The organism is Fodinibius sp. GM108 (assembly GCF_058386985.1).
Map to the genome: position 1 here is coordinate 378737 of NZ_JBYEIR010000002.1, position 26694 is coordinate 405430.

Below are 26694 nucleotides of genomic sequence, written 5' to 3' on the forward strand. Positions count from 1 at the left end.
CCCTTTAACGATATGCTATCAGTGTTTAGCAAGCGTTTCATTCTGGATCTCATTCAGCTTGTTTAAAGCTCGCTCATTGAGATTGTTGAAAAGCTCCTTGGTGATATCGCCCACTGTATATTTAAGGTGGAGCCATACCACGTATGTGGCCATGACATCCTCATAGCAATAATGTTCGATCTCTTCGAGCTTATCTTCCCGAAACATCCGAAGCACCTCATTCCCTTCACCGGTTTGTTTGAAAGGGATATCGATAAGATGTCCCAGGTGTTTTAGTTTTGGCCACGAGCTGGCCCCGTAATTGCTGAACTCATCCAGCAGATCAATATTATCGTTGCTGTAGCGGTATTTGATGTCGTAGTGATTCAGCCGCTTCGGCATTTGCAGTCCGTGTTTCATGGCGCGGTAGGTCAAAAGCGGCAGATCAAAACCACGCCCGTTATGATGCACCAGCCCAAAATCTTTATAGGTGCTCAGTACATCAAATAGTTCTTCCAGCCCCTCTTTTTCATCCATGCCGTGCCAGCCGGATTTCTTTTTGGGGACACCGTTATTTTCGATCCAAAGTCCCACCCATGAAATCACTTTGTGATACATCGGCGGCAGAAATCCCGATGAGTTGCGGGCCAGCTCTTCACTGGCTTGTATCAGCAGGTCATCGTCATTTTCTTCGGGATTCTTTATGATCTTGCGCACAAATTCAAAATCCGGGATCGTCTCGACATCAAAAACAAAAAACATAGTTACTCCGTAATTTCTCCGGCAATATTGCGATTAAACTGCTCGATTATTTTCTCATTATCAGGATATCGGGCAAGAAGATACATTATTTTTGTCAGTGTTGCTTCGGTCGTCATATCTTTTGCGCTCAGTGCTCCCAACTGTTGCGCTTTGCGTCCGCTTTCGTAGTTGGTGAGTTCTACAGCATCATAGGCAGCCTGTGAAGTAATGATCAGCAGTATATTGTTTTGGATGCATTTTTTGAAAAACGGCAGGAGACTTTGGGACCCTTGAATAGGAAAGTTACCACTTCCAAAAGCTTCAACAATGAGTGTACGAATATCCCCAAAATTAATTTGCTCTAAAAACTGTGGATCTAGATTCGGATAAATCTTGAGCAGGAAAACCTGATCCGAGAAATCAGTGGACAGCCGCATGGAATCAGAAGCCGTGCGAATATGATCCCGCAACTCAATATTCAGTCCGATCTCTGCCAGCGGGGGATAGTTCGGTGAGGCAAACGCATCAAAATCGCCGATACTCATTTTTGTCGATCGGTTTCCGCGATAAACAAAATCGTTAAAACAGACAGCTACTTCGGGCACAGGCAGTGTGGCCATTTCAATGGCATTCACCAGGTTTCGGCGCGCATCACTGCGAACATTGCTCATCGGCACCTGACTACCGGTAATGATCACCGGCTTGCTCAATCCCTGCAGCGCAAAAGAGAGTGCTGAGGCAGTATAAGCCATCGTATCTGTACCGTGCAGAATCACAAATCCATCGTAATTCTGGTATTTATCGTGGATAAATTCGGCCAGTTTGCCCCAGTGTTTTTTGTGGATGTCGGAGCTGTCTTCAAAGAAAAGGCGCTCCATTTCAACCTGAGCAATTTTGGAAAGTTCAGGTATCGACTGATACATCAATTCGGTCCACTTTTCTGGGTTAAGACTTGGTTGTTCCCCGTTATTGCTATCCATTGCGATAGTGCCGCCGGTCTGGATGAGTAATATTTTTTTCATAAATGATCTTCTGCCAATTAATTCTGCCTAATGTTACCAAAAATCAAACAAAGTATTGAGTTCAAATCTTTTTTTGCCTTACTTGTTTGATATACTATCCAAAAAACGGGGAGGAGCGATGGCCATTTTGCCATTACAAATATTAGCTCGCTGTTTGTCACTGCCATTCGATGATGACAGACAGCCCCGGTACGACTCACATCACATCTTGAAAAAAGGAGGTAGCCTATGAATGTCTATTCACCGTCAAACATCAGAAATGTTGTATTGTTGGGCCATGCAGGATCGGGTAAAACCACATTATCGGAGACAATGCTTTTCGAATCAAAAAGTAAAAAACGCAGAGGTTCGGTAGAGAAAAAAACGACCTCTTCCGACTACCACAAAATTGAGCATGAGAAGGGTAAATCAGTTTTTGGAACATTATTAAATCTTGATTGGAGAGGCAGTAAAATCAATCTGATAGATACACCGGGCACGGCTGATTATATCGGAGAAGTAGTGGGAGCACTTCGCGTGGCCGATACGGCCATCTTTACGCTAAATGCCGAATACGGAGTAGAAGTGGGAACAGAAACACATTGGGAGTACACAGAAAAATATAATATCCCTTCGCTGTTTATTGTAAATAAGCCCGACAGCGAGCAATCCAAATTTCAGAAAACAGTGGATATGGCTAAGGAGCGTTTTGGACGTGGGGTTGTGGTCGTGCAATACCCCTACAGCGAGGGCGAAGATTTCCATGCGATTATTGATGTACTGAAAATGACGATGTATGAATTTCCCGAAAAGGGTGGCAAGCCGGACAAACTTCCCATACCGGATTCACACCAGTCGCAAGCCGAGCTCTTACATAATGAACTGGTAGAAGCGGTGGCCGAAAATGACGAAACGTTGCTGGACCTGTATCTGGAGCAGGGAGAATTGACGGAGTCGCAGATGCGGGAAGGATTGCAGCAGTCGTTGCTGAAACGCGAAATTTTTCCACTGTTCTGTAATTCTGCCAAAAGAAATATGGGGACGGGCCGCGTGATGGGATTCCTGGGCAACGTCGCGCCAAATCCGCTCGAGGCCAATCCCCCGAAAACAACAGATGGTGAAGAAGTGGAATTAGATCCGGATGGCGATCCACTGATGTTTGTGTTTAAGAATAGTTCCGAATCGCACGTGGGAGATACGCTCTATTTCAAAACATATGGCGGAACGATGAAGCCGGGGCTTGATCTCGTTAATCACACGACCGGGAATGCAGTAAGGCTTTCAAGCCTGTATTGGATGAACGGCGAAAAGCGGACGGAAGCTACCGAAGTGCCGACGGGAGATATTGCTGCGGCAGTAAAACTGAAAAACACGGGTGTCAATGATACGCTAAATGCTAAAAACAGTGATATACAGATCGAGCCGATTCATTTCCCCGAGCCTATAATTCGGACTGCTATCAAACTTAAACAAGAGGGAGAGGAAGATAAGCTGGGGAATGCCCTGCATCAGCTGCAACGAGAGGATCCATCCCTGCAGGTTGAGCATAGTCAGGAGTTGAAACAGGTAATTATTCACGGTCAGGGCGAAGAGCATTTGGCTGCTATCAAGCATGCGTTAAAAACGCGACTCGGTCTCGATCTTGATTTTGTCCAGCCGCGCATTCCGTACCGCGAAACCATTACCAAAACGGTGCGGGCGGAATACAAACACAAAAAGCAGTCGGGCGGTGCTGGTCAATATGCGGTGGTTTCGCTGCTGATGGAGCCGCTTTCTGATAACATGCCGGAGCACAGCGATCTGAAAGTTCGGGATACGCAGGAGATCGATCTCGAGTGGGGCGGCAAGTTAATTTTCCGCAATTGCATTGTAGGGGGTGTAATTGATAACCGGTTTATGCCGGCCATTCTCAAGGGAATTATGGAGAAGATGGAAAACGGTCCCTTAAGCAACTGTCGTGTTCGCGATCTGCGTATTTCTGTTTATGACGGCGATATGCACTCGGTAGATTCCAATGATGCGGCATTCCGTACAGCTGCGCTTATGGCATTCCGCAAGGGCTTTTTGGAAGCAGACCCACAGTTGATGGAGCCAGTTTATACGATCGAAGTTGACGTACCTGCCGATTATATGGGGGATGTGATGAGCGACATCAGTACGAGGCGCGGACAAATTTTAGGCATGGATTCGGAGGGATCGATTCAGAAGATTAAGGCGCAGGTTCCACTCGAGGAACTCGATCACTACGCAACGCGCCTGAAGTCGATCACCCAGGGCAGTGCGCGTTATACGCGTGAATTTTCGCACTACGCGCAGGTGCCGCACGATATCCAGCAGCGTGTAATGGAGGAGACAATGGAGATGCAGGAGGCGAGCTAGCTAATTTAAATAGCTGGCTAATTGTACGGCACGAGCGGACCCTCGCGCCATAACAGAGTTAGGAGGGAGTTGTACTCCCGACCTGATAACTACTTTTGGAATCAGAAGATAACCCACCTATTCTGGTCGCGTACCTCTGGTGCGCGACCGTTATCGTGGAAGCAATTTTTCCTTGAAGGAACAGGAAGGTAGAGATTATGTTCCGCACCGGAGGTACGGAACGAGGTAGTCTGGTTAATCGGCCCAGCGTCCGTTCGTGCCGAAGCTGGAGCTATTATTAGGTAGGTCGGACATCCTGTCCGACCAGCCGGGCAAGATGCTCGGCCTACACCCGATAAAATGGATACCTATTTTGTCTCTTTTTTATCCTCGTTCTCGATCTTTAGCCATTTGCTTTCGGGATGGTTTTCTTTCAGATGCTGGATATACCGTGGTGGCAATTGAAAGAAAATATCATCCGGAATAGGAGGGAATCGTCGCTGCATTTGTTCTTCAGGGCGCTGTGGACGCAGCTCGGGATTCCAGGCAAAGCCGTCAAGGCGGCGCTGGGCCGTTTCTTCATTTTCTGGCAGGTAAGAACCGTCAACGGGCCCCATTGCTTTCATTTCATCAAGTTCTCCATCTTTAAAAAAGATACGAATATTCGGAGCATCCAAATCAACAGCGCCATCGGGTTCGCCCTCTTCAGTTTTAGTAAAACGAAGCAGTTTAGAATTTCCGAAAACGTAAATTTGTCTGAGTGTGCCATCCTCAAAGTCGGCATGGAGCGTATCCCCGGTAATCTGGTTGAGGCGATCAATTGTTGTATCATGCTGCACAGAAAACGGCCGGGGATGAGATTTTAAGCTGTCGATATCACCATCAACAATTTTTGCATTGATATATGGTCCGGTTAACTGTACGTCTTCATGCCATGCTTTTGCGTTCGACCACAATTCAAACGTATCTGTGCTGTCGTTATATTTTGAAGTATCAGAAATAGCCGAAAAAGAGGGAGACCAGACTTCCACGCTGTCATATCCGAAGACGGTATTTGTGGTATCGACCGGCGATCGTTCCTCTAGTGAAAGGATACTCTTCGCCCTGATATGTGTCGTGTCTGCTTGGGTGGTATCGCTAGTATCCGTTTCAAAGCTTTTGAGCCAGGCTTTTTCGCCTTCAAGCAGGCGGCGTCCTGTAGAATCACTTTCAAGATAACGGCCCTGTATCATGGAATTATTCTCCCGATCATCGCCAAATACTTTTCCATGCAGTTCATAATACTCTGATTCGCGATTGCTGAACAGCGAATCACCCTCTAGATATCGTAGCGAATCAACAATTTGAACGTTTCCGCGAAATTCGGCGCTGTCTGCTTCGCGATAATAAAACCCAGAATTTGCTAAAAGGGTGCCTTGGTTGTCTTCAAGCCGTATCTCATCCAAGAAATGGGCAACACGGGTGGTGAATCGATAATCCACACTATTACCAAAGAGGGTAGTAGTATCAGCCTCAATGATCACGCGTCCGCGAAGCTGGCTGAAATCGACATCTGTAAAATATGTTAGCGAATCAGCCCAAATTTTCTCTGATTCTGTATTGATCTCAATATTTCCATAGGCTCGAATTTCACTTTCGTTGACAAATTGATAGGCGCTGTCGCAATACATCTCCATATCCTTGCTCTGCAAGTGGACATTACCCAGGATTTTTTGAACCCGCTTCCCTTCAAACTGCCCGCCCTGTATGCGATCGGCTTCAATAATATTTACCGGGTCCTGACTATATGTTTCTTTTGGTGCAAGCATGCTTACCAAGAGGCAAATACATAAAAACAGACTTGAGCGGGCGATAATAAAATTACTTTTGATTTGCATTACCTTTTAGTCCAGGATAACCCGGCCTTTGGGTTCTTTGATGGTGTAGTCGGTTAAATCGGTATTCCCTTCAAAACCAGTGCCGGCAATACTGTCGGTAGGGGTCATTACAATTACAAACTTCGGCGTTTGAATAGAATTATCATCTTGACTCCACTCCAGGTATTCCGACTGCAGGTGGCGATCATCAGCTGTATTTACCTCAACATTACCGAAAAACTCAAAGATGGCCTCTTCCGGTTGGTACACCGCACGATCAGAAAAGACTTCGGTTTCTACAGCTCCGGTAGTATCAAAAACATGGATCTTAACCGGACCCTTTATACGCGTTTTGTTATTGCCGTCTTCATTATAGGTAGCAGCGTATGATCCCCACAGGCGGATTTTTTTTGTTCCCTCTTCGATAAGCTCCATATCTACCCCCCAAGTTTCTGTTGTAGAGGTCAACGAGTCTTGAAGTGCTTCATCTACCTGTTGTGTTTGTTCCTCCGATAGTTCGCCGCACGAAATCATGCCCGCTGCAATAAGCAGACTAGTTATGAGAGCAAGAGCTGTTTTATGTGGTTCCAAAATAGCGGTCACCTGCATCACCTAATCCGGGGACGATAAATGCATTGTCATTTAATTTTTCATCAATAGCTGCCGTGATGGTGTGAACATCAGGATGTTTTTCTGCCAAGCGTTGTAAGCCTTCGGGTGCACAAATTAACGAAACAAAGCGAAGATGTTGTGCACCCTGTTCTTTAAGATACGTTAACGCATCATCGGCGCTGCCACCCGTCGCCAGCATGGGGTCCACAACTAACACCATATCTCGTTCTACACCATCAGGGATATTGGAATAATAGTCGACTGGTTCGTGAGTTTCTTCATCGCGGTACATACCCAGGTGACCGATTTTAGCATCGGGGATAAACTGAAGCAGGGCATCAGAAAGCCCGAGCCCCGCCCGCAATATTGGCACCACCATGACATCCTGGTCGATATCATAGCCCGTTGTTTTTTCGATTGGTGTCTCTACTTCGAACGTTTTTATCGGGAGCTCCTTGAGCGCGTGATAAGCCAAAATTACAGCAATCCGTTTAATAGCCCCTCGAAATTCTGCCGTTTTGGTTGAGACATCCCGCAGCACCGTCAAATCTCTGCTGATAACGGGATGCTCAATTAGTGTTACGTGCTCAAAGTCTTGAGAACTCATGAGGCTGTTACTTATGATTCCGGAGTGTCGTGATCTTTGCTGAAGTATTTCTGAGTGATTTTATAAGCTACACCAGAAAGGGCAAATAATGCAATGATATTAAAGAAGGCCATAAGACCAAGCATTACATCACCAAAGGCCCAGATGGTAGTGAGCGTGACAATAGCTCCGAAGAAATGCATCCCTACATAAACTACCCTATACCAGAATATGGATTTAAATCCAAACAGGTACTGGGCCGCACGGTCGCCATAATAGCTCCAGCTGATTGAAGTTGAAATGGCAAACAGAAGGATTGCAAATGTCACAATATATCCACCACCGGGAATAAGTGGAGAAAGTCCTTTCTCAAAGGCTGCTGATGTTAGTGGTGCCCCATTTTGAACAACACCACCGTAGAGCGAAAATATTTGAACATCATCTTCTGTATAGACGATTTCCCGATTACCGACGATTTCAATTCTGCCGGAAAAGGGAGTGGTATAATTTGCATCCGTATACATAGTATCAACCGGAGCTTCATAATGCGTCATTTCGCCGTTTTGTGGCACACCGTCATCGAAATAGAGTACTTGTGCATCGGGGTTGGTGCTTCCTCCGGATATTTCAGAAGTTACTTCATAGCTGACAATATCATCCGTTGGATCTATCGGTGCTTTGTGATGCATATCCCAGGCGCCGGTAGAGACGATTACCAATCCTGTCATGGTACAGATGATGAGCGTGTCAATAAATGGCTCGAGCAGAGCGACCACACCTTCACGTACCGGCTCGTCGGTTTTAGCGGCAGAGTGGGCAATTGGAGCTGATCCCTGTCCTGCTTCGTTCGAAAAGATACCGCGCTGAACACCATAACTGAGTGTAAAGATTAGAGCACCAGATCCAACGCCAAGTGCACCGGCCTGCGGATTAAACGCATACGCAAAAATTGTTTTGAACGAGGGAATGATCGATTCATAGTTCAACGCTAAAATTACCAGAGCGCCGAATACATAGATAATTCCCATAAAAGGAACTAAGCGGGATGTTACTTTACCAATTCGCTTAATTCCGCCGAGCACTACAGCGGCCACAACACTGGCTGTGATAAAACCAGTAACCCACATTGGAATTTGAAAATCGGTTTTCATCATGTCGGCCACCGAATTTGCCTGCACGGCGTTACCGGTTAGAAATGCACAAATTGCTGCTGATATGGCAAACGCGACGGCCAGCCATTTCCAGTTGTCGCCCAGACCTCGTTCGATATAGTACATGGGACCGCCCGATACAGTACCATCTGGATTTGTCCCTCGGTATTCCTGGGCTAATGTCACCTCGGTAAATTTAATAGCCATTCCGAAAACGGCTGTTACCCACATCCAAAACAGGGCACCGGGTCCGCCGTAATGAATAGCAAGTGCAACTCCAACAATATTACCCGTACCCACGGTTGCAGACAGGGCCGTGGTAAGAGCCTGAAAATGGTTAATATCCCCTTCGTCTTCGGGATCATCGTAAAACCCGGTGACTACTTTTAAACCATGTCCGAATTTTCTTATTTGAATAAATCCCATGCGGATGGTGATATACAACCCAAACACCAACAGTATAGCCACCATGGCAGGGAAAGCCTCGGGAAAATTCCAAATGTAGTGTTCAAGAGTGGAAATGATTAAATCAAATGTCTCCATGTACTAAAAAGGGCTTTTAATTGTTGGAAAAAGAATCAAGCGGAATGTATAAAAAATCAATCGACATTGCTACTGCATCAGCAGTAATTATACAGCCTTTAATAAGTTAGAGGCTTTGTATGTGACAATGAAAACAAGAAATAACAGTTTACTATTACAAATAATACGTTTGTTGAGATACAAAAGGGTCGAAGGATTCGCAGAGATAATGCACTTAAAGAATGTATTGTATAACTTGTACTACCTGTTTGAAAACGTCATCAATAGATTTGAATCATCCTTGAAAAATAAAGTTGTTGGTTGTTGCCCGTTGACCATCAGTTATGCTAAATGGACTGTTACTGCTAATATCTGAATGGTGACAGCTAAGGACCAAAGACTCTAATAAACAAACAATCTTTTTCATTTATCTTTTAAACAGCCGTTATTGAAATTATGAGGATTTTGTTTATATGTTCGGACTAATTTGGCAAGAATTCTTTAATTATTTAATACTAATTGTTCTTAGGTCTATGACAAACCATTTAAAAATGTTAAAATGGAACAAATAGGAAATGGGATCGTCTTAATTTACTAAGCGACTTATATTTAGGAAAAAGCAATTGGTTAATTCTTATGAAAATAAGGGGTGACGTTCTATGACAAAAGCAGATATTGTTGATGTGATTGCATCATCAACCGGACTAACAAAGGTAGAGACAGAAGCTGTAGTAAATGGTTTTATGGAGACGGTGATCGATGCCATGAAACGCGGTGAACATATCGAACTCAGAGGGTTCGGTAGTTTTAAGGTTAAGAAACGTGCCCAACGTGTGGCCCGTAATCCCAAGACGAATGAAGAAGTGATTGTACCGGAGCAGTACGTGCCGGTATTAAAAATGTCGAAGGATTTTAAAGAAGCAGTGAACGACTCAATGATGGAAAAAGAAGAAAATCAGTAGTAATTTTACTATGGTTGAGGAATATATGTAGGATATCCGTATCTTAGGGGGCTATATAACTTTCGAATCCTGTGGTATACTGCAGATTAAACATAAGGTGAGTATAATGCCAAGCGGAAAAAAGAGAAAAAGATCAAAAATTGCGAAGCACAAGCGAAAAAAGCGGCTTCGAAAAAATCGTCACAAGAAAAAGTAGGCGGCATGTGAGTTTCGAAGAGGTGTTTGTAAGACCCGATAGATAAAACGTGTTCTATAAGGATCTCCGGCAATTTTTTAACTTTTAAAGGCCTTCACTTCTAGAAGGCCTTTTTAGTTGATATTCTAAGCGGTTGAGACTAAAAAGTTTGAACCTGATTATAAGTTCTATTGTGGCCCCTTCGCCGGCTGGCAGAGAACTCTCTAGTCAAAGGGAAAAAAGCCTTGAAATAAGGCTGCCCAATAAGTTCATTTTTTAAAACTGTACCTAAATAACTAAAGTATTTCTTAACACGTAACTCTAATGACTTTGTCATCCCGATGATCTGCTGGCTGTCCCTGTGGACAGCCACAAAAGTGACAGGGGGATAACACCCCTAAGCAATCAAAAGCTTTATATTAGTTATTTAGCTACCTCAATTTGATGAACCCTTTTGTACAGTCTCGGGATTTAGGGTGTGTATTTTCCCGTTGCAAAATTCCCTTTTAGCAATAAACACGTTTTACATCTTAGGCTGCTTTTGTCTCCAGTGTTTGATCGGCAATCTTAAGAACTCTGTTAGATTTGATCAGTAGTTCTTGTAACACACGAGTAACGAAATCATGCACATCATTGAGGCTGTGGAGATCCGTCATCTTATATTGGAAATACGAAATAAGATTTACGGCTGACAGATATTTTCCACTCTCGGAACCCTCAACTTCAATATGCCAACGCGTAATAATATCATCATCAGAAAGAAGTTCATTAACTTCCTTGCTGATTTCTTCCATCCATTGGCTTGCTGCCTCCAGTCGGTGGTTACCGTTGTGAGCAGCCAGCTTAGGGTGCGGAGCTTTTTCATCAAAAAGCCATGTAATTTCTATATCAATGGCAGGAGAAATAGATGTACTTACCATATTTTCTTCCTGTAAAAAAGGATGTTCTTCCATTCCCTTAAGCTGTTTAGCCAGCACGGTTTCGCGGAATCGATCCCAGTCAAAATTTATAGATAATGCTTTTAGGAATTCAGACTTTTTGCGCAGGTCAAATTCAATTTCCAGTCCCGTTGCATTTATTCTATCTTCATTCCAAGTTCGAAAAGTATTAATGATTAAGTCTCTCTGATTTAAGTCGCTCTCTATCCGGTTCACTACGGAGTTGAATATCGGATATGTCATTCGTTCATCCTTGCTAATTTTTTAATATTTGTTTAGAACGTCTCAATAAAAGTATGAATAACTTTTACACGTTAATATATCTAAACCGGGAGATAAATGAAAAGGTAGAAGATGCATTTTTCAGCTTTAGCATCTCTCCCCACAAAGATGTACTCCATATTTATGTGGATCGGGAGGAGGAGACATCGAGACTAATTTTTAGTGCGAATCCGCGTGAGACAGCATTGTTTTTGGATTTCTATCGTCCGCCCAAAAAAAGTAATGTCATTAACTTTTTCCCGACACTCGAGGGACAAAAAATTACGGGTACTCATCTGGCCGACAAAGACCGGCTGTTTTCTGTCTTTTTTGAAAACGGGCAGCATCTGTTATTTAAGCTTTTTAGCGGTAATCCAAATGTTTTTTTAGTCGAAGGTGATGAGATTATTGATGCATTTAAAAATCCGGAAGAGGTAAAAGGAAAGGCGCCGCCCGAACCCGAAGCTCCCGAATTTTTGGATGAAGTGAGTCCACGGCGGTCAGCAAAAAATCAGATGACAGAAGCGAATCCACTGCTGCCGCGCAATCTGCTGCCATATTTAATTGACCAGCACAATGTGGATGAGATGGAGCCCGAGGAGGTTAAAGCATTTACCGAAGAGGCCAGTGAAGCGTTGTTGGAGGATCCGCATCCGCGCGTTTTAAAAACAGGTGATTTCACTTTGTGGTCGAAAGAGTGGCTGGATATCCCCAGTGAAAAAGAGTGTGACGAGGTGAACGACTGCGTGGCTTTCGCCTATAAAAATGCTGTGCATTTGCGTCGGCTGCACGAGAAAAAAGAAGATGTTGTTCAATTTTTAGAGCGCAGCATCAGTAAAAAAGAAAGCCTGATCAATCAGTTGCAGCAGGCTGATAAAAGTCTGAAGCGGGCAGAAGAATATGAAAAATATGGAAACCTGTTGATGACTCATGCCCACGAACAGGTGAGTGAAGGTACCACTGAAATTACGATCGAAGATATTTATGAAGATAACCAGGAGATATCGATTCCGCTGAAAGAGGATAAGGATATCCCTGCTAATGCCGAGTATTATTATGAGAAAGCCAAGGATGCTAAAAAATCTTATAAGAAGGCAAAACAGCGTTTGCCACAGGCAAAAAGTGATCTTCGCGAAGTGCGAAAACTGCTGGATGAAATTGAGGAGATCGATCACTTGCCCGATCTCGATAGCTGGATTAAAGATAACAGGAGTAAACTCGGCGATCTTGGTTTTGGCAGCAGTGAGGATGTACAGGCTACTTCGCCGTTTCGAAAATTTAAGGAAGGAAAGTTTGAGATCTGGATCGGCAAGAGTGCCAAAAGCAACGATCAGCTGACCAGTCATGCCCATAAAGAGGATATCTGGCTGCACGCTCGTGGTGTAGGGGGATCACATGTTGTTATTCGTATGGGGAACCGCAAAGATTATCCTCCGCAAAATGTATTGCTGAAAGCGGCAAGTTATGCAGCTTTTTTCTCAAAGGCGCGGGGTATGAAGTCGGCGCCGGTAATGTACACCAAAGTAAAATATGTGCGTAAGCCCAAAGGAGCTGCACCGGGTGCAGTGGTCGTAGAGCGCGAAGAAGTAGTGATGGTTCCGCCGATGAAACCGCGGTAATTTAAGACAACCAGTAGGGGGAGGCAGTCGGCAGTTAAACCGTCTCCTGTCTACGGCCTACTTTTAAGAATTTGATTTTGAGAACTTTAGAAAACCTGGAATTATGATAACTGTTAAAAACTTACCCAAGCGTATTTTTTTGTGCGGATTTATGGGAGCCGGTAAGTCTGTTATCGGTCGTAAACTGGCCGACAAGCTAGACCGGCCTTTCATGGATCTTGATGATAAAATCGAGGAAAAATCCGAGAAGTCGATTCCCGAAATTTTTGAAACAATGGGCGAATCAGAATTTCGGATAATTGAAAGAAGGGCAGTCCTGGAAGTGATCCGCGAGTTCGAAGGAATAGTGGCACTTGGAGGTGGAAGTATCCAAAATCAGCACATGCTTGATCACATAAAGCTGAACGGATTACTAATTTTTATAGAAACGCCTGTATCCGTTATTTTAGACCGAATATCAGAAGATGAAAATAGGCCGCTTCTGCTTGATGAGCAGGGAAATCCCAAAGATAAAGAACAGCTAAGGGAGGAATTGACGTCTCTGTATGAAGAGCGGCTCCCGCTCTATGAACAAGCTGTTTTAACTCTTGAGAACGACGGTAGTCAATCGCCCGAACAGCTTGTAGAAACACTAGTAAAGAAAATTAAAAATCATGTCGAATACTATTGATGTAAATATCTCGCTGAATCACAGTTATCAAATTGTTATCGGTGAGCACCTGAAGAAATCATTTCAAAACTTTTGTTCCGACCACTATTCTGCCGAAAAAATATATGTTCTTATAGATGAGAAAGTGAATAACCTGCACCGACAGCGTGTAGAAAAGCTGGTGAGTTATTTTTCGACCGCCCACTTTATCAAGATTCCAGAGGGTGAAGTATCAAAATCAATTGAGCAATGGCAAAGAATTTCCGACGAAATCTTATTGGCAGGAGTAGAACGAACCACGCCACTATTAGCCGTAGGCGGCGGAGTAACGGGCGACCTGTCTGGTTTTGTTGCATCAACAGTACTGCGGGGCATTCCGCTAATCCACATGCCCACTACGTTACTGGGAATGGTTGACAGCTCGATCGGTGGAAAGACGGGCATCAATCATTCAACCGGGAAGAATCTGATCGGTGCATTTTACCAGCCGGATGCGGTATTTTCGGATATCGTTTTCCTGGAAACGCTCGAACAGGAGGAATGGATTACGGGCATGGCCGAGATTCTCAAATATGCTGCCATACGAACTCCGGATTTATTCGAAGAACTTAAAACACTGACAAACCAGCCGCTGGCCCCACAACAAAAATGGGCGGCGATCGTGGAGCAGAGTGCGCGCATTAAAACGGATATTGTGCAGGGAGATACGCTGGAAGCCGGCAAGCGGGCCTACCTGAACTTTGGCCACACGTTTGGACATGCCTTGGAAAAAGTATCGGGCTATGGGCAGCTTTCGCATGGAGAGGCTGTTTTTGTGGGGATGATCGCTGCCACCTATTTTTCCAGACAATTAGGATATCCTGTGGATGAGGCACGTTTTGATCCCTTTATCTCGTTATATCAAAAACAGATGTCTGAGTTGCCGGGTGACATACATGAGCTGATTAGCGCTATGAAATCCGATAAGAAAACTAAAAATAATATCATTCGATTAGTGTTATTGAATGATTGGGGTTCACCTTATATTTATGAATGTACCGATTTATCAAAATTGGAAGACGCCTGGGAATATGCTCTGGCTCAATTTAAATGAAAAAGTTTAATATAGAATTACGTGTTTTTCCGCTGGTTACATAAGAGCTGGAAATATTTCTGGGGCATTATCTTAACGCTCCTGCTTACTATTACTATCCTGGTCGGAGCGCTTATCGGATTGCTTCAGCTTGAGGTTACACAGGAGTATATAGCCGACCGTATTGAGCAGGAGGTGGAGAACAGATACAAAGCTGATCTTGAAATAGGAGATATTAACGGATTTTTGCCGTTTCGGCTGAATTTGTATGATGTTGATCTTATGCGGCAGGATTCGGTATCAACAGATACAATTGCTTCGCTGGGGCGTATCAGCAGCAATATTGATGTCTGGGGATTACTTCGCAATAATTTGACAATTACCGGTTTTTCTGTTGATCAGCCGCGCCTGTGGCTGCGTTCAAATGAATCGGGCAGGCTCATGCTTCTCGATCGCAGGTTGCCTGTTGCGATTGATACTACTGATTCTGATTCCGAGCCTTGGTTGAGCGATATTGAGATTTTTGCCCCGGATGTGGAAATTACCGGCGGCATGGTACATCTTGAGTCGGCCACTGATAAAAACCAGGTGGGGAATTTGCCACAGGCATTTACGGTATCAAATATCAACACCGAATTATTTGTAGATTGGAGTGAACAGCAGCGTTATCTGGATATTGAATCATTTTCTGCCGAAACGGGTGAGCTGGCGATCAACAGGGTGGCACTTTCGGGACAGCTTTACAGTGATCAGCGATACCTGGAGTTCAACTCGTTTTATATTACTCTTGATAATTCCCAATTCCTTTTAAACGGCGAAGTTGATGGCGTCAATCTCCTGGAGCCGGATTTTGTGGGACAGTTTTTGGCTTCACATTATGATCTGAGTATCAATTCCGAAGAAGTATATCTTTCGGATCTCCGGGATCTAATCCCCAATACTCCTGATATTGACAACTCGTTAAAGGTGCAGTTTCAAACTGAGGGGACAACGGATTCGTTGTGGATAGAGGAGGCTTCAGTAGGACTGGGCGAAAGTTTCGTTAATGCAACCGGTTCTTTTACCAACCTGCAGAATCGCGATCAGTTTGGTTACCAGTTACAGCTGGATACTGTGAGTCTGCAACAGCAAGACATGGCTCAAATTTTTGATACACTGACTTTTCCTCAGTACAAAGCATTCGAAAATCTCTCGATTGCCGGCCAAGTAGATGGTAGTCTGGACGAGATGAATATAGATTGGTCCATTTCAAGCCCGCTGGGTGAGCTGGCCATGCGGGGACAAACCCAGCTGATACCGCCGTATCAATATCAAGGGGTTATGGACGGCCGTAATCTGGATGTAAGTGCTTTTTCCGGAACCAGGATAGATACCACTGCCCTTAATTTTGATGCGCGTCTCAGCGGTGTTGGTATAACACTGGAAGACGCCGTTTCCAACTTTAACGCCACCTTTATAAACAGCAGAGTGGATGAGGTAGAATTTGATCGACTTGAGCTAAACTCTTCACTGGTCAATGGACTTTGGAAGCAGGAATATGAATATCGCAAAGATGATGAGCTGGTAAGTGGATCGGGATGGGTTGATTTTAGTCAGGATGAGCCTCCGGTTTCGATGCAGGGAAATGCTGAAAATATAGATCTGGAACCTTTTTTGGGCGGGCTCGGGATAGCTTCTTCAAAGCTTAATTTTGACTATAACGTGGAGCTGCAGGGGCTCAATCCTGATCGCATTCAGGGGCGCGCTAATCTCGATGTGAAGCCATCTGTTATTGGTGGTGATACCGTTCGTGCTCATCAGTTATATATGGATCTGAATTCTCCCGATGAGGAGACGCGTTCTTTTCGGCTGACAAGCTCACTGATCGACATGAATATTACCGGCCAAATTGTACCCCGTGATATTGTAGATCAGGCTAAATTTTGGTCTGCATATCTGACAAATCGCTTTCGGTCGGAAATTTTGATGAATGCCCCGGCTGATTCACAGCTGACGACAATGCCACCGCCACCTGATAATGTAGTGCTGGATGGTGAGATAACGGCCAAAGATTTGGGACTTATTCAAAATTATCTGCCTGACTTTCCTACAATTGAGACCGATTCGCAAATCAATTTTAATGTAAATACTGACGGTACGCGTTTGTTGGTATCAGCGGAAATGAGAGCCGATACTTTGTTTTATAATCAGCTGAACTTTAAAAATAGTCAGAGCCAGTTAACAGCCAGTTTCAGGAGCGATCGCAATTTTAGTGAATTCTCATCGGTCGATTTCGAAACCCAAGTAGGTATTTTGGAAACCGAGGCTGCCGACTTTGATTCTATGGGCATCGACTTGTCCGTAAAGCAAGACTCGGTTTATTTCAGCCAGCATGTAGGCAGTATAAACGACGATGCCAGCTATCAAATGACATTGAACTCGGGTATTTCGGATTCGGCTATTGTGGTATCTCTACAGGATTTCTTTGTAGGTAATAACGAATATGCCTGGACAAACGAAGGTAATCCCTCACTAACTTATCTGCGTAACGGAGATATCGATTTTGATAATTTTAGCTTTCACAACCAGGATGAATATTTCAGGATGCAGGGGCGACTCAGCAAAAACAGGAGCGATTCGCTAGAATATATCCTCAACGATATAAATCTTCATCGGATTTCGGATCTCATAAAGGGGGAAGTAGATTTTTCCGGCGTCCTCAATGGAAAACTGACCACGCGCTCTCTAACTCGTCAGCCAACGATACAGGGTAATTTGGATGTCAGTCGATTTGCTCTGAATAACAGGCCGGTTGGTGACATTGAATTCAATAGCCAATACAATCCCAACCGCGACCGGTTTGATACTCAGATAAGTATCGCTACCGATACTACTCGTTACGAAGAATATCTCGAAGCCAACGACGATATAGGTCAGAATATACAGCTCGACGGTTATTTTGTAACGCCCGATCCTGGCGTCCAGCAGGATTCAGTTTTTTATTTTGACACTCAATTCAACCAGATTGATATGTGGGTGATTGCTCTGATTGTGGATAATGTTTTTGCTGAAATGGAGGGGCAGGCCGATGGAGAAGGATATATTACAGGTAACCTCGAAGATTTCGACTTTAATGCCAACTTTAATGTTCAAAACGTATTTGCCAAACCTCGTTTTTTGAATACCAACTATTTTCTTAGCGGAGACGTAGAACTCGACCGGCATGAGGGGGTTATTCTGGATTCGGTGAATGTGATGGACACCAAAGGAGGTACGGGACAGGTATGGGGTACGGTGGACCTAAACGATTTTGATCCGATTACCTATCTGGATCTAACATTGGATATGAATCGGCTGCAGTTCCTGAATAATCAGTATGATCCCGACGTACCTTTTTATGGCAATGTATCCGGCACCGGTCGAGTGCAATTGACCGGTTCAAATACAGATATGTATCTGCGCACAAATAATCCCATACAAGTTACCGGAGACTCCGAAATTTCAGTTCCGTTGCTTGAAGAAACTGAACTACAGCAGACGGGGGAATTTATTCGCTTTGTGGATTCATTTGATGAAGCTAGTCGAAAAACAGCTACTCGGGTTGATGAATCATCGGAAGAAGAAACCCGAAACACTCAAGAGCTTCAGCAGGCAATTAGCAATATGACTTTTAGTGAACGTTTTGATCTTGATCTTCAGTTTGAGGCTTCAAATAATGTTACAGTAAATCTTATTTTTGATCCTGTTGTCGATGAAGTGCTTACAGCGCGGGGGACTGGTCAGATGCGGCTTTCGATGCAGGATCAGGAAGTACAAATGTTTGGTCGTTATAATATCAATGATGGAAATTACCAGTTTGTGACGGGCGAAATTATCAGTCGAAACCTTGAGCTGGAACCAGGAGGAACTATTATTTGGGAAGGCCCGCCCGATAATGCACGTCTTGATATCAGTGCCTCATACCGGGCACGTCCCAATATATCTACGTTGATGGGGAATGGTACTGGTGAAGCGGCTACTGAAAATGGAGGAACACAGCAGGTACCGGTAGATCTTATTGTTGAAATTAACGGTACATTAAATAGTGTGGAAAATAATTACTATTTTAGGCTCCCCACTTCTGTTGATCTGTCTTCGAATTCGACGCTGCAGTATACTATCAGTCAGATCAATCGCGATGAACAGCAGAAGCTGCTACAGGCTACTAGTATTTTGTTTACGGGTCAGTTTATCCCGACACAGGGAGTAGGCGGTTCAACATCATCACTAAGCCAAAGTTTGACGCGGGGATCAACCGTATTGAACCCTTTGCTCTCAAATCAGGTTATAAGCCCGTTACTGTCTAACCAAATAAATGCATTACTTAACAGCGATGTTAGCCAATTGGATATCGATTTTAATTTAAATGCTTATAACCAGGTTGATCTGGGGATTGCATTGCGATTGTATAACGACCGGCTGATTTTTCGGCGTGAAGGTCAAATAACCGGCGGAGGACAGCAAAGTTCACTGGGCGATCGAATCGGAGATCTGAATGCTACCTATCGCATCCGACGTGGACTATCACTGACGGCTTTTCATCGTCAAAATCAGATTTTAAATAATCTACAATCGGGAGGTCGGGCCGGAGACGTTACGCCCAGTGTTGATGGCCTTGGACTTGAAGCACAATTACAATTTAATACCTGCCAAGAATTTTTGAATCAGATAACAGGAACATTTAATCGACTTTTTGGTGGCAAAAAACAGAATGAGGATAATAAAGAAAATGAAGAGAATGAAGATTTAGCCAACCAGAAAGCGAAAGAAGAAGAGAAGTAAGAAATTATAAAAGCATTACATCTATTATTAAGCAATGAAGAAAAGTAAGAAAGAAACATTTGAAGATATCATTTTAGATATTTTGCAAAACAACCCCGAGGCACATCTGCCGTTCGATGTTTTGCAGAATATTTTGCAAGTCAACAGTAAAAAAGACAATCAGCGGCTGAAAAGCGCTATTAACAGTTTGTACGATCGCAATCTGATTGTGAAACGGAAAGGTGGGGCTATTCAACTGGCCCAGACAAATGGAAAAGATCGCGGTGGCAGAGTTATTGTCGGAAAGATGGATATAAGCCGTCGCGGTACCGGATATTTAATTACCGATGAATTTGATGAGGATGTCAGAGTTTCATCGAAACATCTGGGTACTACCCTGCAGGATGACACTGTAAAAGTTGAGCTTATTGGAAAAGGCAATAAAGGCCGCCGAGAGGGAAAGGTCGTTGAAATACTAGAACGCGGCCGAAATATTTTTGTGGGTATCCTAAAAAAACAGGGGAAACAAAATTACCTTATTGAGCCCGATGAGAAATCGGCGCATATCAATTTCTTCATCCTGCCCGACAATATTGGTGATGCCCAACCCGGCGACAAAGTAGTGTTTGAGCTTGTAGACTGGGTACATCCGCGTTCGCTGCCCGAAGCAAACATTGTTGAGATTCTTGGCAAGGAGGGAACTAACGATGCCAATGTGTTATCGATTCTGGCCGAAAATCAGATAAAACCCGGTTTCCCTAATGAAGTGAAAGAATACGCCGAGCAGATTGAGACCGACATTCCCGAGAAAGAGATCAGCCGGCGCCGCGATATGCGCGATGAAGTGGTTTTTACGATTGACCCCGAAACTGCTAAAGATTTTGATGACGGGTTAAGCATAAAAATTCTGGATAACGGCAATTATTATCTGGGAGTACATATCGCAGATGTTACCCACTATATGCCAGAAAATACAGTGCTTGATGACGAAGCCGAGAAGCGGGCTACCAGTGTTTATCTGGTTGATCGTGTGATTCCGATGCTGCCCGAAAAGCTTAGCAACGATGTGTGCAGTTTAAATCCCCATGAAGACAAGCTGGCTTTTAGCTGCTTTATGGAGATCGCTCCTAATGGTAAGCTGGTTGATTACTCGATCGAAGAAACGATTATCCATTCTGATCAGCGATTTACATATGAGGAGGCCCAGGAAATTATCGATGGAGCCGACAGTAAATATTCCACCGAAATCCAGTCAGCCGCCAAGCTGGCTCATGTGTTGCTGGACAAGCGTTTCAGCGAGGGTAGTATCAATTTTGATACGCCGGAGCCGAAATTTATTCTGGATGAAAATGGCCGGCCGATCGATGTGAAGCTCAAGAAAAGGGTATTTGCCCATCGTCTGATTGAAGAATGTATGCTGATGGCCAATCGAACGGTGGCAAAACACGTAGATAATCTTCGCAAGAAATCCAGCAAAGCGGAAACAAAAGATCTGTATCCTTTTCTGTATCGTGTACATGACCAGCCGGATCTTGAAAAGCTGAAGAATATCGAAGAAAACGTGAAGCCGATCGGTATCAGTTTTCATATCGATAGTCCTACGGTAAGTTCAAAAGCCATTAACGTGCTTCTGGATCAAATTAAAGATACTTCGCTGGAACTGACGGTCAATGACCTGATGCTACGGGCAATGGCAAAAGCCGAATACAGCCCTGACAATATCGGCCATTTTGGATTGGGATTTGATGATTATGCTCATTTTACGAGTCCTATTCGCCGTTATCCCGATGTATTGGTACATCGACTGCTGAAAAATTATTCAAACGGTAAACCGAGTTATTCTTATAATGATTTGAAGCAGCTGGGATCTCACTGCAGCGAGCGTGAACGAGCCGCGATTGATGCCGAGCGTGACTCGATAAAACTGAAACAGGTAGAGTATTTAAGTGAGCGGCTTGGTCAGGATTTCGACGGCGTAATAAGCGGTGTAATGAGTAGTGGGATTTTTGTAGATTTAAAAGAGATCCACTGCGAAGGCATGATACGTGTAAGTGACCTTGAAGATGATTATTATGAATATGATGAGCAGCGGCATTGCCTGGTTGGTAGAAATCACGGTAAAAAATATCAATTAGGGAAAGAAATTCGTGTCAAAGTTGTTAGGACTGATGTAAAAGCACGTCAAATAGATTTAAAACTTGTTGATGATAATCTATAGCAACGTATCCAGTTAATAAAACATCTAGCTATGAAGGCTTTTCAATTTCTCCGGCGGGTTCTGGTTATATTTTTCTTAATTACTTTTGTGGGTGGATTGGTACACGAGGCAAAAGCCCAGTACTTTTCTTTCGGAAAAAACAGGGTTCAGTATAAAGATTTTAACTGGCGGTATATACAGTCGGAGCATTTTGATATTTATTATTATGAGACGAAAAACTACGACTTTGCAAATTTCTCGGCTTATGCGTTAGAAGCTGCACTTCAGCAGCTGCATAATGAATTTGATCACCAGATCGCCGACCGCATCCAGGTTATTATTTACGATTCCCACAACGATTTTTCACAGACGAATGTAGTACCTCTGCCCGAAGATACCGAAGGCATTGGTGGAGTTACGGATGCATATAAAAATCGTATTACAATGCCTTTTACCGGCAATTACGCTGAATTCCGCAGTACCTTGCATCACGAGTTGGAGCACGCTGTTGTTAACGATATGTTTTACGGGGGAAATGTGCAGTCGCGACTCAGTGGTAATGCACTGCAAATACCACTTTGGTATAACGAGGGGATGGCCGAATACACTTCGCTGGGATGGGATACTAATACGGATATGTATATCCGAGATGCCGTTATAAATGATTATCTTCCGCCTATTCCAAGGCTTAGCGGTTATTATGCTTATCGCGGTGGCCAATCAGTCTGGAATTACATTGCCGAGGAGTACGGACGCCAGAAAGTTACCGAGATTCATCAGGCACTGTATACCAATCGAAATCTGGAAACGGCGCTTCAACGTTCACTGGGACTCAACCTCGAAGAGCTTTCGGAACGCTGGCGGGATTTCTACAGAAAACGATATCTGCCGGAAGTGGCTAATCGCGAAGATCTTTCAAATTTTGGTGAACTGTTGACGGACTACGGCCGGCGGCGCGGTATTTACGATACCAGCCCGACCGTATCGCCGCAGGGTGATAAAATTGCGATGATTACCAATCAGCGCGGTTATTTTGATGTTGTCGTCATCAGTGCCATTACCGGTGAGAAAATAAAAACGCTGATTAAAGGCGAAGACAATATCAATTTTGAAGAGCTCAACATCCTTAATCCCAACCTGACATGGTCACCGGATGGTCGAAAACTTGCCCTTTCCTCCAAGTCAAAAGGATCCGACAACCTGGCGATTGTAGATTATGAAACGGGCAAGGTTCAGATGGTTGAATTTCCACGACTGGATGCGATCGGGTCAGTAGCATGGTCACCGGATGGCGATAAAATTGCGTTTGATGGTAATATTGGTCCCTATCAGGATATTTACATCTATAATTTGCAGACACAGGAATTTAATAATCTGACGAATGATGTATTCAGCGACTATGAACCGGCCTGGAGCGGTGATTCTGAAACCGTATATTTTGTGTCGCATCGGGGTGATGAGGTGAGATTGAACAATGTGAAAAATACTTCACGGCTGTTAATGAATGACGATTTATATAGTTCTGATATCTATGCTGCTAAAATCGGGGCATCCCAAGCGCAGCGACTCACAAAAACTCCGCAGTGGGATGAAAATCAGCCCGCAACCACACGCGACGGACAGCTGTTTTATATTTCAGATGAGAATGGTATTCCCAATGTTTACCGGATGGATCTGGATGATCGTACTTCTCAGCCATTGACAGATCTGCAGACCGGGGTTATGCAGATGTCTATCAGTGCCGATGCCAGTCGCATGGCGGTTAATTCCATTAACGAGGGGGATCTTGATATATTTATGATTCGATCACCGCTCTCGCGAATTAAAGATCAGCCGCTTGAGCCAAATCAATGGGCCCAGCGACGAGCTGAAGAATCACAAGAAGATCGCGTACCTGCAACACGTTATGTACAGCAGATGCTGACAACGAATCCGGTCGATGAAACCAGCCTGACCAAAGCTGTTGCTCCGCAAATTGATCCCCAGCCAAAAGATGCTATAACTGATACTCAGCGAGTGGCAGAAGATACAACAGATCAGGCTGAACAGGATACAACAGAGCAGGATACAGAAAGCATAGATTTCCGTAATTATGTTTTTGATTCGTCAGTAGAGGAGGATTCGGTTTTCCGAGAGCGATATCTCGATGAAGCTAAGTTCGATCTGGAAGGTAATCAAACGGATGACGGCCGCTTCGTTCCCAGAGATTATCGCCTCAAGTTCAGTACTGATATTGTTTATGCCGGCGGTAGCTTTTCGACTTCGTATGGTACATACGGCCTTACGCAAATTCAGTTCAGCGATTTGCTTGGTAACCATCGAATAGCATTTGGGACAAATCTCAACCTGGACTTAAGAAACAGTACCTACTTTTTACAGTATGGATATCTTGAGAATCGCGCGGATTGGATATTCAACTTCTTCCATAATTCCAATAATTTTCAAGATTTTTCCGGTCGTTTGTATCGCTTCCGCTCGTATGGCGGCGCGGTGAATATGCGATATCCGATCGATAAATTCCGTCGTGTCGATGCCAGTTTATCTATGGTAGGGTTGGCACAGGATTATACCGTTGCTTATACTGATATACGCGACAATCAGACTTCTCAGTTTCTTTATCCTCAAGTCACATTTACCAGTGATAAAACACTGCCGGGCTTTATTACGCCGAGAGCGGGATCGCGCTATGCTTTAAGTTTATCTGGAAGTCCGCCCATAACTAATGAAACACTGCGCTTTGCTTCGGTGCTTGCAGATTACAGGAAATATTTTAATCTCGGATCGCGCTACTCCATAGCCCTGCGGGGATCGGGTGCGGCTTCATTCGGACGTGATTCACAAACCTTTTTTATGGGAGGCATGCTGGGGTGGATAAACTACAAGTATTCACCGAACAGTATTCCCATAAGCCGCCTCGGCGATACGTTTTTCACCCAGCCGGCGCTACCGCTCAGGGGACATCCCTATAATGCTATTTATGGAGATAAGTTTACGCTGGCTAACGCAGAGTTTCGATTTCCGCTGTTTGCGGCAATTCTGCCGGGACCCGTCCCAATACTTCCGCTCTATAACCTGACTGGAGTAGCATTTATGGATGCCGGTATGGCGTGGGGTGAAGCAGTAGAATTTGAATTTGCAGATCCTGATGCAGAACCTGAGGTGTTAAACGAAGCCGATCTCGATTTTAGAGTCAGCCGGAAACAAACACGATCGATCGCTACGGAAAGCGGCACTTTTGACGTACCGGTTAACGAGGGAGATATACTTATGGGAGCCGGCTTTGGTTTGCGTACGATTTTATTAGGATTCCCACTCCGTTATGATGTTGGCTGGCCCCTGTATCGCGGTGGTTTCGACAGTGATCCGATCCATTACATATCTATCGGTATTGATTTTTAGGTAATATTCACCGAGATAGATTTTAACTCATATCTTCCCCGGCGAAGTAGGAGATCAAGAAGAGGATATAAAAAGAACGTTCGACTGATTTTACTCTCCGCCTGAAGATGAATCATCAGGCTAAGGAGAAAACGAAGCTCAAGTTAGCAATATTCTGTTTCACTCTTCTTTTATCTCATTTTCAAGCCTCCTTCTTGGGAATGAAATTATCTGCTAAATCAGATCTTCTCTTCAGGTTCTACACAAAAATGCATTAAAGACCTGTCCGACCGGCGGGATACACTCGACTACGCCCCGTAAGTTTTTGGAGCTCCGCTTAGTATAACACTGTTTTTTAAGTTCCGAAGGAGAGAAGATACCGTTTTATCTCTGATAGAGTGTAACAACAGATTGGTATTAGTCAATGATTAGTGCTGCTGTTTTTTTCCTTTTTTACTTCCTCTTGTTCCTTTTCTTCATCCCGTAAAATATACTCCCCGCTCTCTGTTGGGCCTACAGCTAAAATGATATCTTTGGCGGCGTTATAAAGCATTAATACAATACTAATAAGTGCCCCGCCAAGGAGCGAAGAAAGTATCAGCGTGGCATAATAGACATAGGAAAACCATGGTAATGTTTTATCCTTTGCTTCGGTTAGTGGAAAGTTTAAAAGCAGGTATATCAGAATTGCAGCGACCAGTGTATATGTAGTTAGCCACGAGATCTGCTTGATTCGCAGATAATGGCTCCATTTAAGATCGATATTGGTAGCTGCACTAAGACTTAAAAGGGTAAGCATTAATGCCAGAATATTGCCCAATGCCAGTGTCAATGTACCGGCAAAGGAACGTGCAGTTTCGAGTGAGGTTTGTAAGAGTTCAAAGGTTTCTAATCCCCTTGCAGTTCCTACAGTTAAAGCACCGGCAAGGGTGGTGACAGCGGCCAGCATACCGCCAACAATAGCTCTGTTTGCATCTACTGCTATTTCTTCATCGGCTGTAAAAATATCTTTTACCTTATTTTTATATTCTGCTGCTTCATCACCCATTGGGTTGCTATCAGTAATTAAAAAGTTCCTGCTTAACCGGTAGAATTCTAAAAAAAAGACCCCGGATTGCTTAAATCCGGGGCTTACCGTGCTTTGGGAGCAATAAATATTAATTGCGCCTTCAACGAAATACTTGCTGTTAAGCTTTGGCTTTTTGATTGACGTTATCAACTGCAATTTCATTCAGCAATTGATCGGCGTGAGACTCTTCGTCAAGAGTTTCCTGCAATAGATTAGCGATTTCGTCATATCCCAGCACACTGGCAAAATGTCTTGCTGTTCCATAAGCAGAAATTTCGTAGTGTTCTATTCGTTGGGCATCGGCAATAATTCCGGCATCGCGTACAAAGTCTTCTGCATCTTCTGAAACTAAATTTTTAGCTTCTTTAATGAGTCCTTGCATAGCTTCGCATGTTTCTCCGCCGAGATCAATATTTAATTGATCGGCAATTTTATCTAATCGATCCTTATGTGTTTTTGTCTCATCCAGATGCTCAGAAAATGCTTTTTTTAATTCTTTACTGATCGCTTCTTTTTCCATTTCCGGGAGTGCTTTGATCAATTGCTGCTCAGCGTTGTAAATATCTTTTAGCTGGTGATGAAAAAGGTCGTTCAAATCTTTTAGTTGGCTCATATCATTACTGTTTTTGAGGTTTATATTTACTGCACTCAAAGTCTAGTAGTTTACCAGTAGAGAAAAAATAGAAGAAAGTATGGTTTGACCGTGGAAATTCTTATGAACTTGTCATGGGGACTACTTTGGCAGAATGTGTTCCTATTTGGTATGATAAAACATACCTCCTGACATCT

Annotated in this window: 17 protein-coding genes; 8 read left to right on the forward strand and 9 right to left on the reverse strand. The window is 43.9% G+C overall.

Annotation, left to right across the window (positions count from 1 at the left end; genetic code table 11):
- Window positions 1-18: 18 nt before the first annotated feature.
- Window positions 19-741, reverse strand: a complete 723-nt coding sequence (locus ACT3ID_RS04930) for a ribonuclease H-like domain-containing protein (RefSeq protein WP_491540878.1) — start codon at window positions 739-741, stop codon at window positions 19-21.
- Window positions 742-743: 2 nt separating this feature from the next.
- Window positions 744-1742, reverse strand: coding sequence for an asparaginase (locus tag ACT3ID_RS04935; protein WP_491540879.1), 999 nt, complete (start codon window positions 1740-1742; stop codon window positions 744-746).
- A 228-nt stretch (window positions 1743-1970) separates the two neighbouring features.
- On the opposite strand from ACT3ID_RS04935, the gene ACT3ID_RS04940 reads away from it, so the two are divergent.
- Window positions 1971-4100, forward strand: a complete 2130-nt coding sequence (locus ACT3ID_RS04940) for an elongation factor G (RefSeq protein ID WP_491540880.1) — start codon at window positions 1971-1973, stop codon at window positions 4098-4100.
- A 347-nt stretch (window positions 4101-4447) separates the two neighbouring features.
- Here ACT3ID_RS04940 and ACT3ID_RS04945 read toward each other — a convergent pair whose 3' ends face one another.
- Genes ACT3ID_RS04945 through ACT3ID_RS04960 form a run of 4 tightly spaced genes read right to left on the reverse strand, consistent with a single transcriptional unit; the run spans window position 4448 to window position 8827 of the window.
- Entirely contained in the window at window positions 4448-5956 is a 1509-nt protein-coding gene (locus ACT3ID_RS04945) for an OstA-like protein (RefSeq protein ID WP_491540881.1), read from the reverse strand.
- Window positions 5957-5962: 6 nt separating this feature from the next.
- Entirely contained in the window at window positions 5963-6526 is a 564-nt protein-coding gene (gene lptC, locus ACT3ID_RS04950; RefSeq protein WP_491540882.1) for an LPS export ABC transporter periplasmic protein LptC, read from the reverse strand.
- On the reverse strand, window positions 6513-7154 hold the full coding sequence (upp, locus tag ACT3ID_RS04955; RefSeq protein ID WP_491540883.1) for a uracil phosphoribosyltransferase: 642 nt from the start codon (window positions 7152-7154) through the stop codon (window positions 6513-6515). Before upp ends, lptC begins: the two co-directional genes overlap by 14 nt.
- Before the next feature lie 11 nt (window positions 7155-7165).
- The gene (locus ACT3ID_RS04960) at window positions 7166-8827 is read right to left on the reverse strand and encodes an alanine/glycine:cation symporter family protein (RefSeq protein ID WP_491540884.1); all 1662 of its coding nucleotides are present in this window, start codon (window positions 8825-8827) and stop codon (window positions 7166-7168) included.
- Between the two features lie 638 nt (window positions 8828-9465).
- Between ACT3ID_RS04960 and ACT3ID_RS04965 the strand changes: the two genes are divergently transcribed.
- Window positions 9466-9768 carry an HU family DNA-binding protein gene (locus tag ACT3ID_RS04965; RefSeq protein ID WP_491540885.1) on the forward strand — a complete coding sequence of 101 codons (303 nt, stop codon included), beginning with the start codon at window positions 9466-9468 and terminating at the stop codon, window positions 9766-9768.
- 705 nt (window positions 9769-10473) lie between these two features.
- On the opposite strand, the gene ACT3ID_RS04970 is transcribed toward ACT3ID_RS04965, so the two are convergent.
- Entirely contained in the window at window positions 10474-11124 is a 651-nt protein-coding gene (locus ACT3ID_RS04970; protein ID WP_491540886.1) for a hypothetical protein, read from the reverse strand.
- A 53-nt stretch (window positions 11125-11177) separates the two neighbouring features.
- Here ACT3ID_RS04970 and ACT3ID_RS04975 point away from each other — a divergent pair, with 53 nt between their 5' ends.
- The 6 genes from ACT3ID_RS04975 to ACT3ID_RS05000 all read left to right on the forward strand — a co-directional run bounded on the left by ACT3ID_RS04975 (window position 11178) and on the right by ACT3ID_RS05000 (window position 24857).
- Window positions 11178-12761, forward strand: coding sequence for an NFACT RNA binding domain-containing protein (locus tag ACT3ID_RS04975; RefSeq protein WP_491540887.1), 1584 nt, complete (start codon window positions 11178-11180; stop codon window positions 12759-12761).
- 103 nt (window positions 12762-12864) lie between these two features.
- Complete coding sequence (locus tag ACT3ID_RS04980) at window positions 12865-13431, forward strand: shikimate kinase (RefSeq protein WP_491540888.1); 567 nt, start codon at window positions 12865-12867, stop codon at window positions 13429-13431.
- Entirely contained in the window at window positions 13415-14503 is a 1089-nt protein-coding gene (gene aroB / locus ACT3ID_RS04985; protein ID WP_491540889.1) for a 3-dehydroquinate synthase, read from the forward strand. Before ACT3ID_RS04980 ends, aroB begins: the two co-directional genes overlap by 17 nt.
- 21 nt (window positions 14504-14524) lie before the next feature.
- Entirely contained in the window at window positions 14525-19282 is a 4758-nt protein-coding gene (locus tag ACT3ID_RS04990) for a hypothetical protein (RefSeq protein WP_491540890.1), read from the forward strand.
- A 34-nt stretch (window positions 19283-19316) separates the two neighbouring features.
- The gene (rnr, locus tag ACT3ID_RS04995; protein ID WP_491540891.1) at window positions 19317-21479 is read left to right on the forward strand and encodes a ribonuclease R; all 2163 of its coding nucleotides are present in this window, start codon (window positions 19317-19319) and stop codon (window positions 21477-21479) included.
- A 30-nt stretch (window positions 21480-21509) separates the two neighbouring features.
- Entirely contained in the window at window positions 21510-24857 is a 3348-nt protein-coding gene (locus ACT3ID_RS05000; RefSeq protein WP_491540892.1) for a BamA/TamA family outer membrane protein, read from the forward strand.
- A gap of 400 nt (window positions 24858-25257) precedes the next feature.
- Here the strand turns inward: ACT3ID_RS05000 and ACT3ID_RS05005 are convergent, their stop codons facing one another.
- Complete coding sequence (locus ACT3ID_RS05005) at window positions 25258-25884, reverse strand: hypothetical protein (protein ID WP_491540893.1); 627 nt, start codon at window positions 25882-25884, stop codon at window positions 25258-25260.
- Window positions 25885-26023: 139 nt separating this feature from the next.
- Window positions 26024-26557 carry a YciE/YciF ferroxidase family protein gene (locus ACT3ID_RS05010; RefSeq protein WP_491540894.1) on the reverse strand — a complete coding sequence of 178 codons (534 nt, stop codon included), beginning with the start codon at window positions 26555-26557 and terminating at the stop codon, window positions 26024-26026.
- Window positions 26558-26694: the final 137 nt, after the last annotated feature.

Bases quoted from the DNA above. Each gene is read 5' to 3' on its own strand.
- ACT3ID_RS04980 (WP_491540888.1), top strand. From the start codon at position 12,865: ATGATAACTGTTAAAAACTTACCCAAGCGTATTTTTTTGTGCGGATTT.
- upp (WP_491540883.1), bottom strand. From the start codon at position 7,154: ATGAGTTCTCAAGACTTTGAGCACGTAACACTAATTGAGCATCCCGTT.
- ACT3ID_RS04975 (WP_491540887.1), top strand. From the start codon at position 11,178: ATGAATAACTTTTACACGTTAATATATCTAAACCGGGAGATAAATGAA.
- ACT3ID_RS04965 (WP_491540885.1), top strand. From the start codon at position 9,466: ATGACAAAAGCAGATATTGTTGATGTGATTGCATCATCAACCGGACTA.
- aroB (WP_491540889.1), top strand. From the start codon at position 13,415: ATGTCGAATACTATTGATGTAAATATCTCGCTGAATCACAGTTATCAA.
- ACT3ID_RS04960 (WP_491540884.1), bottom strand. From the start codon at position 8,827: ATGGAGACATTTGATTTAATCATTTCCACTCTTGAACACTACATTTGG.
- ACT3ID_RS04935 (WP_491540879.1), bottom strand. From the start codon at position 1,742: ATGAAAAAAATATTACTCATCCAGACCGGCGGCACTATCGCAATGGAT.
- ACT3ID_RS05005 (WP_491540893.1), bottom strand. From the start codon at position 25,884: ATGGGTGATGAAGCAGCAGAATATAAAAATAAGGTAAAAGATATTTTT.
- ACT3ID_RS04970 (WP_491540886.1), bottom strand. From the start codon at position 11,124: ATGACATATCCGATATTCAACTCCGTAGTGAACCGGATAGAGAGCGAC.
- ACT3ID_RS04940 (WP_491540880.1), top strand. From the start codon at position 1,971: ATGAATGTCTATTCACCGTCAAACATCAGAAATGTTGTATTGTTGGGC.
- ACT3ID_RS04945 (WP_491540881.1), bottom strand. From the start codon at position 5,956: ATGCAAATCAAAAGTAATTTTATTATCGCCCGCTCAAGTCTGTTTTTA.
- ACT3ID_RS04930 (WP_491540878.1), bottom strand. From the start codon at position 741: ATGTTTTTTGTTTTTGATGTCGAGACGATCCCGGATTTTGAATTTGTG.
- ACT3ID_RS05000 (WP_491540892.1), top strand. From the start codon at position 21,510: ATGAAGGCTTTTCAATTTCTCCGGCGGGTTCTGGTTATATTTTTCTTA.
- rnr (WP_491540891.1), top strand. From the start codon at position 19,317: ATGAAGAAAAGTAAGAAAGAAACATTTGAAGATATCATTTTAGATATT.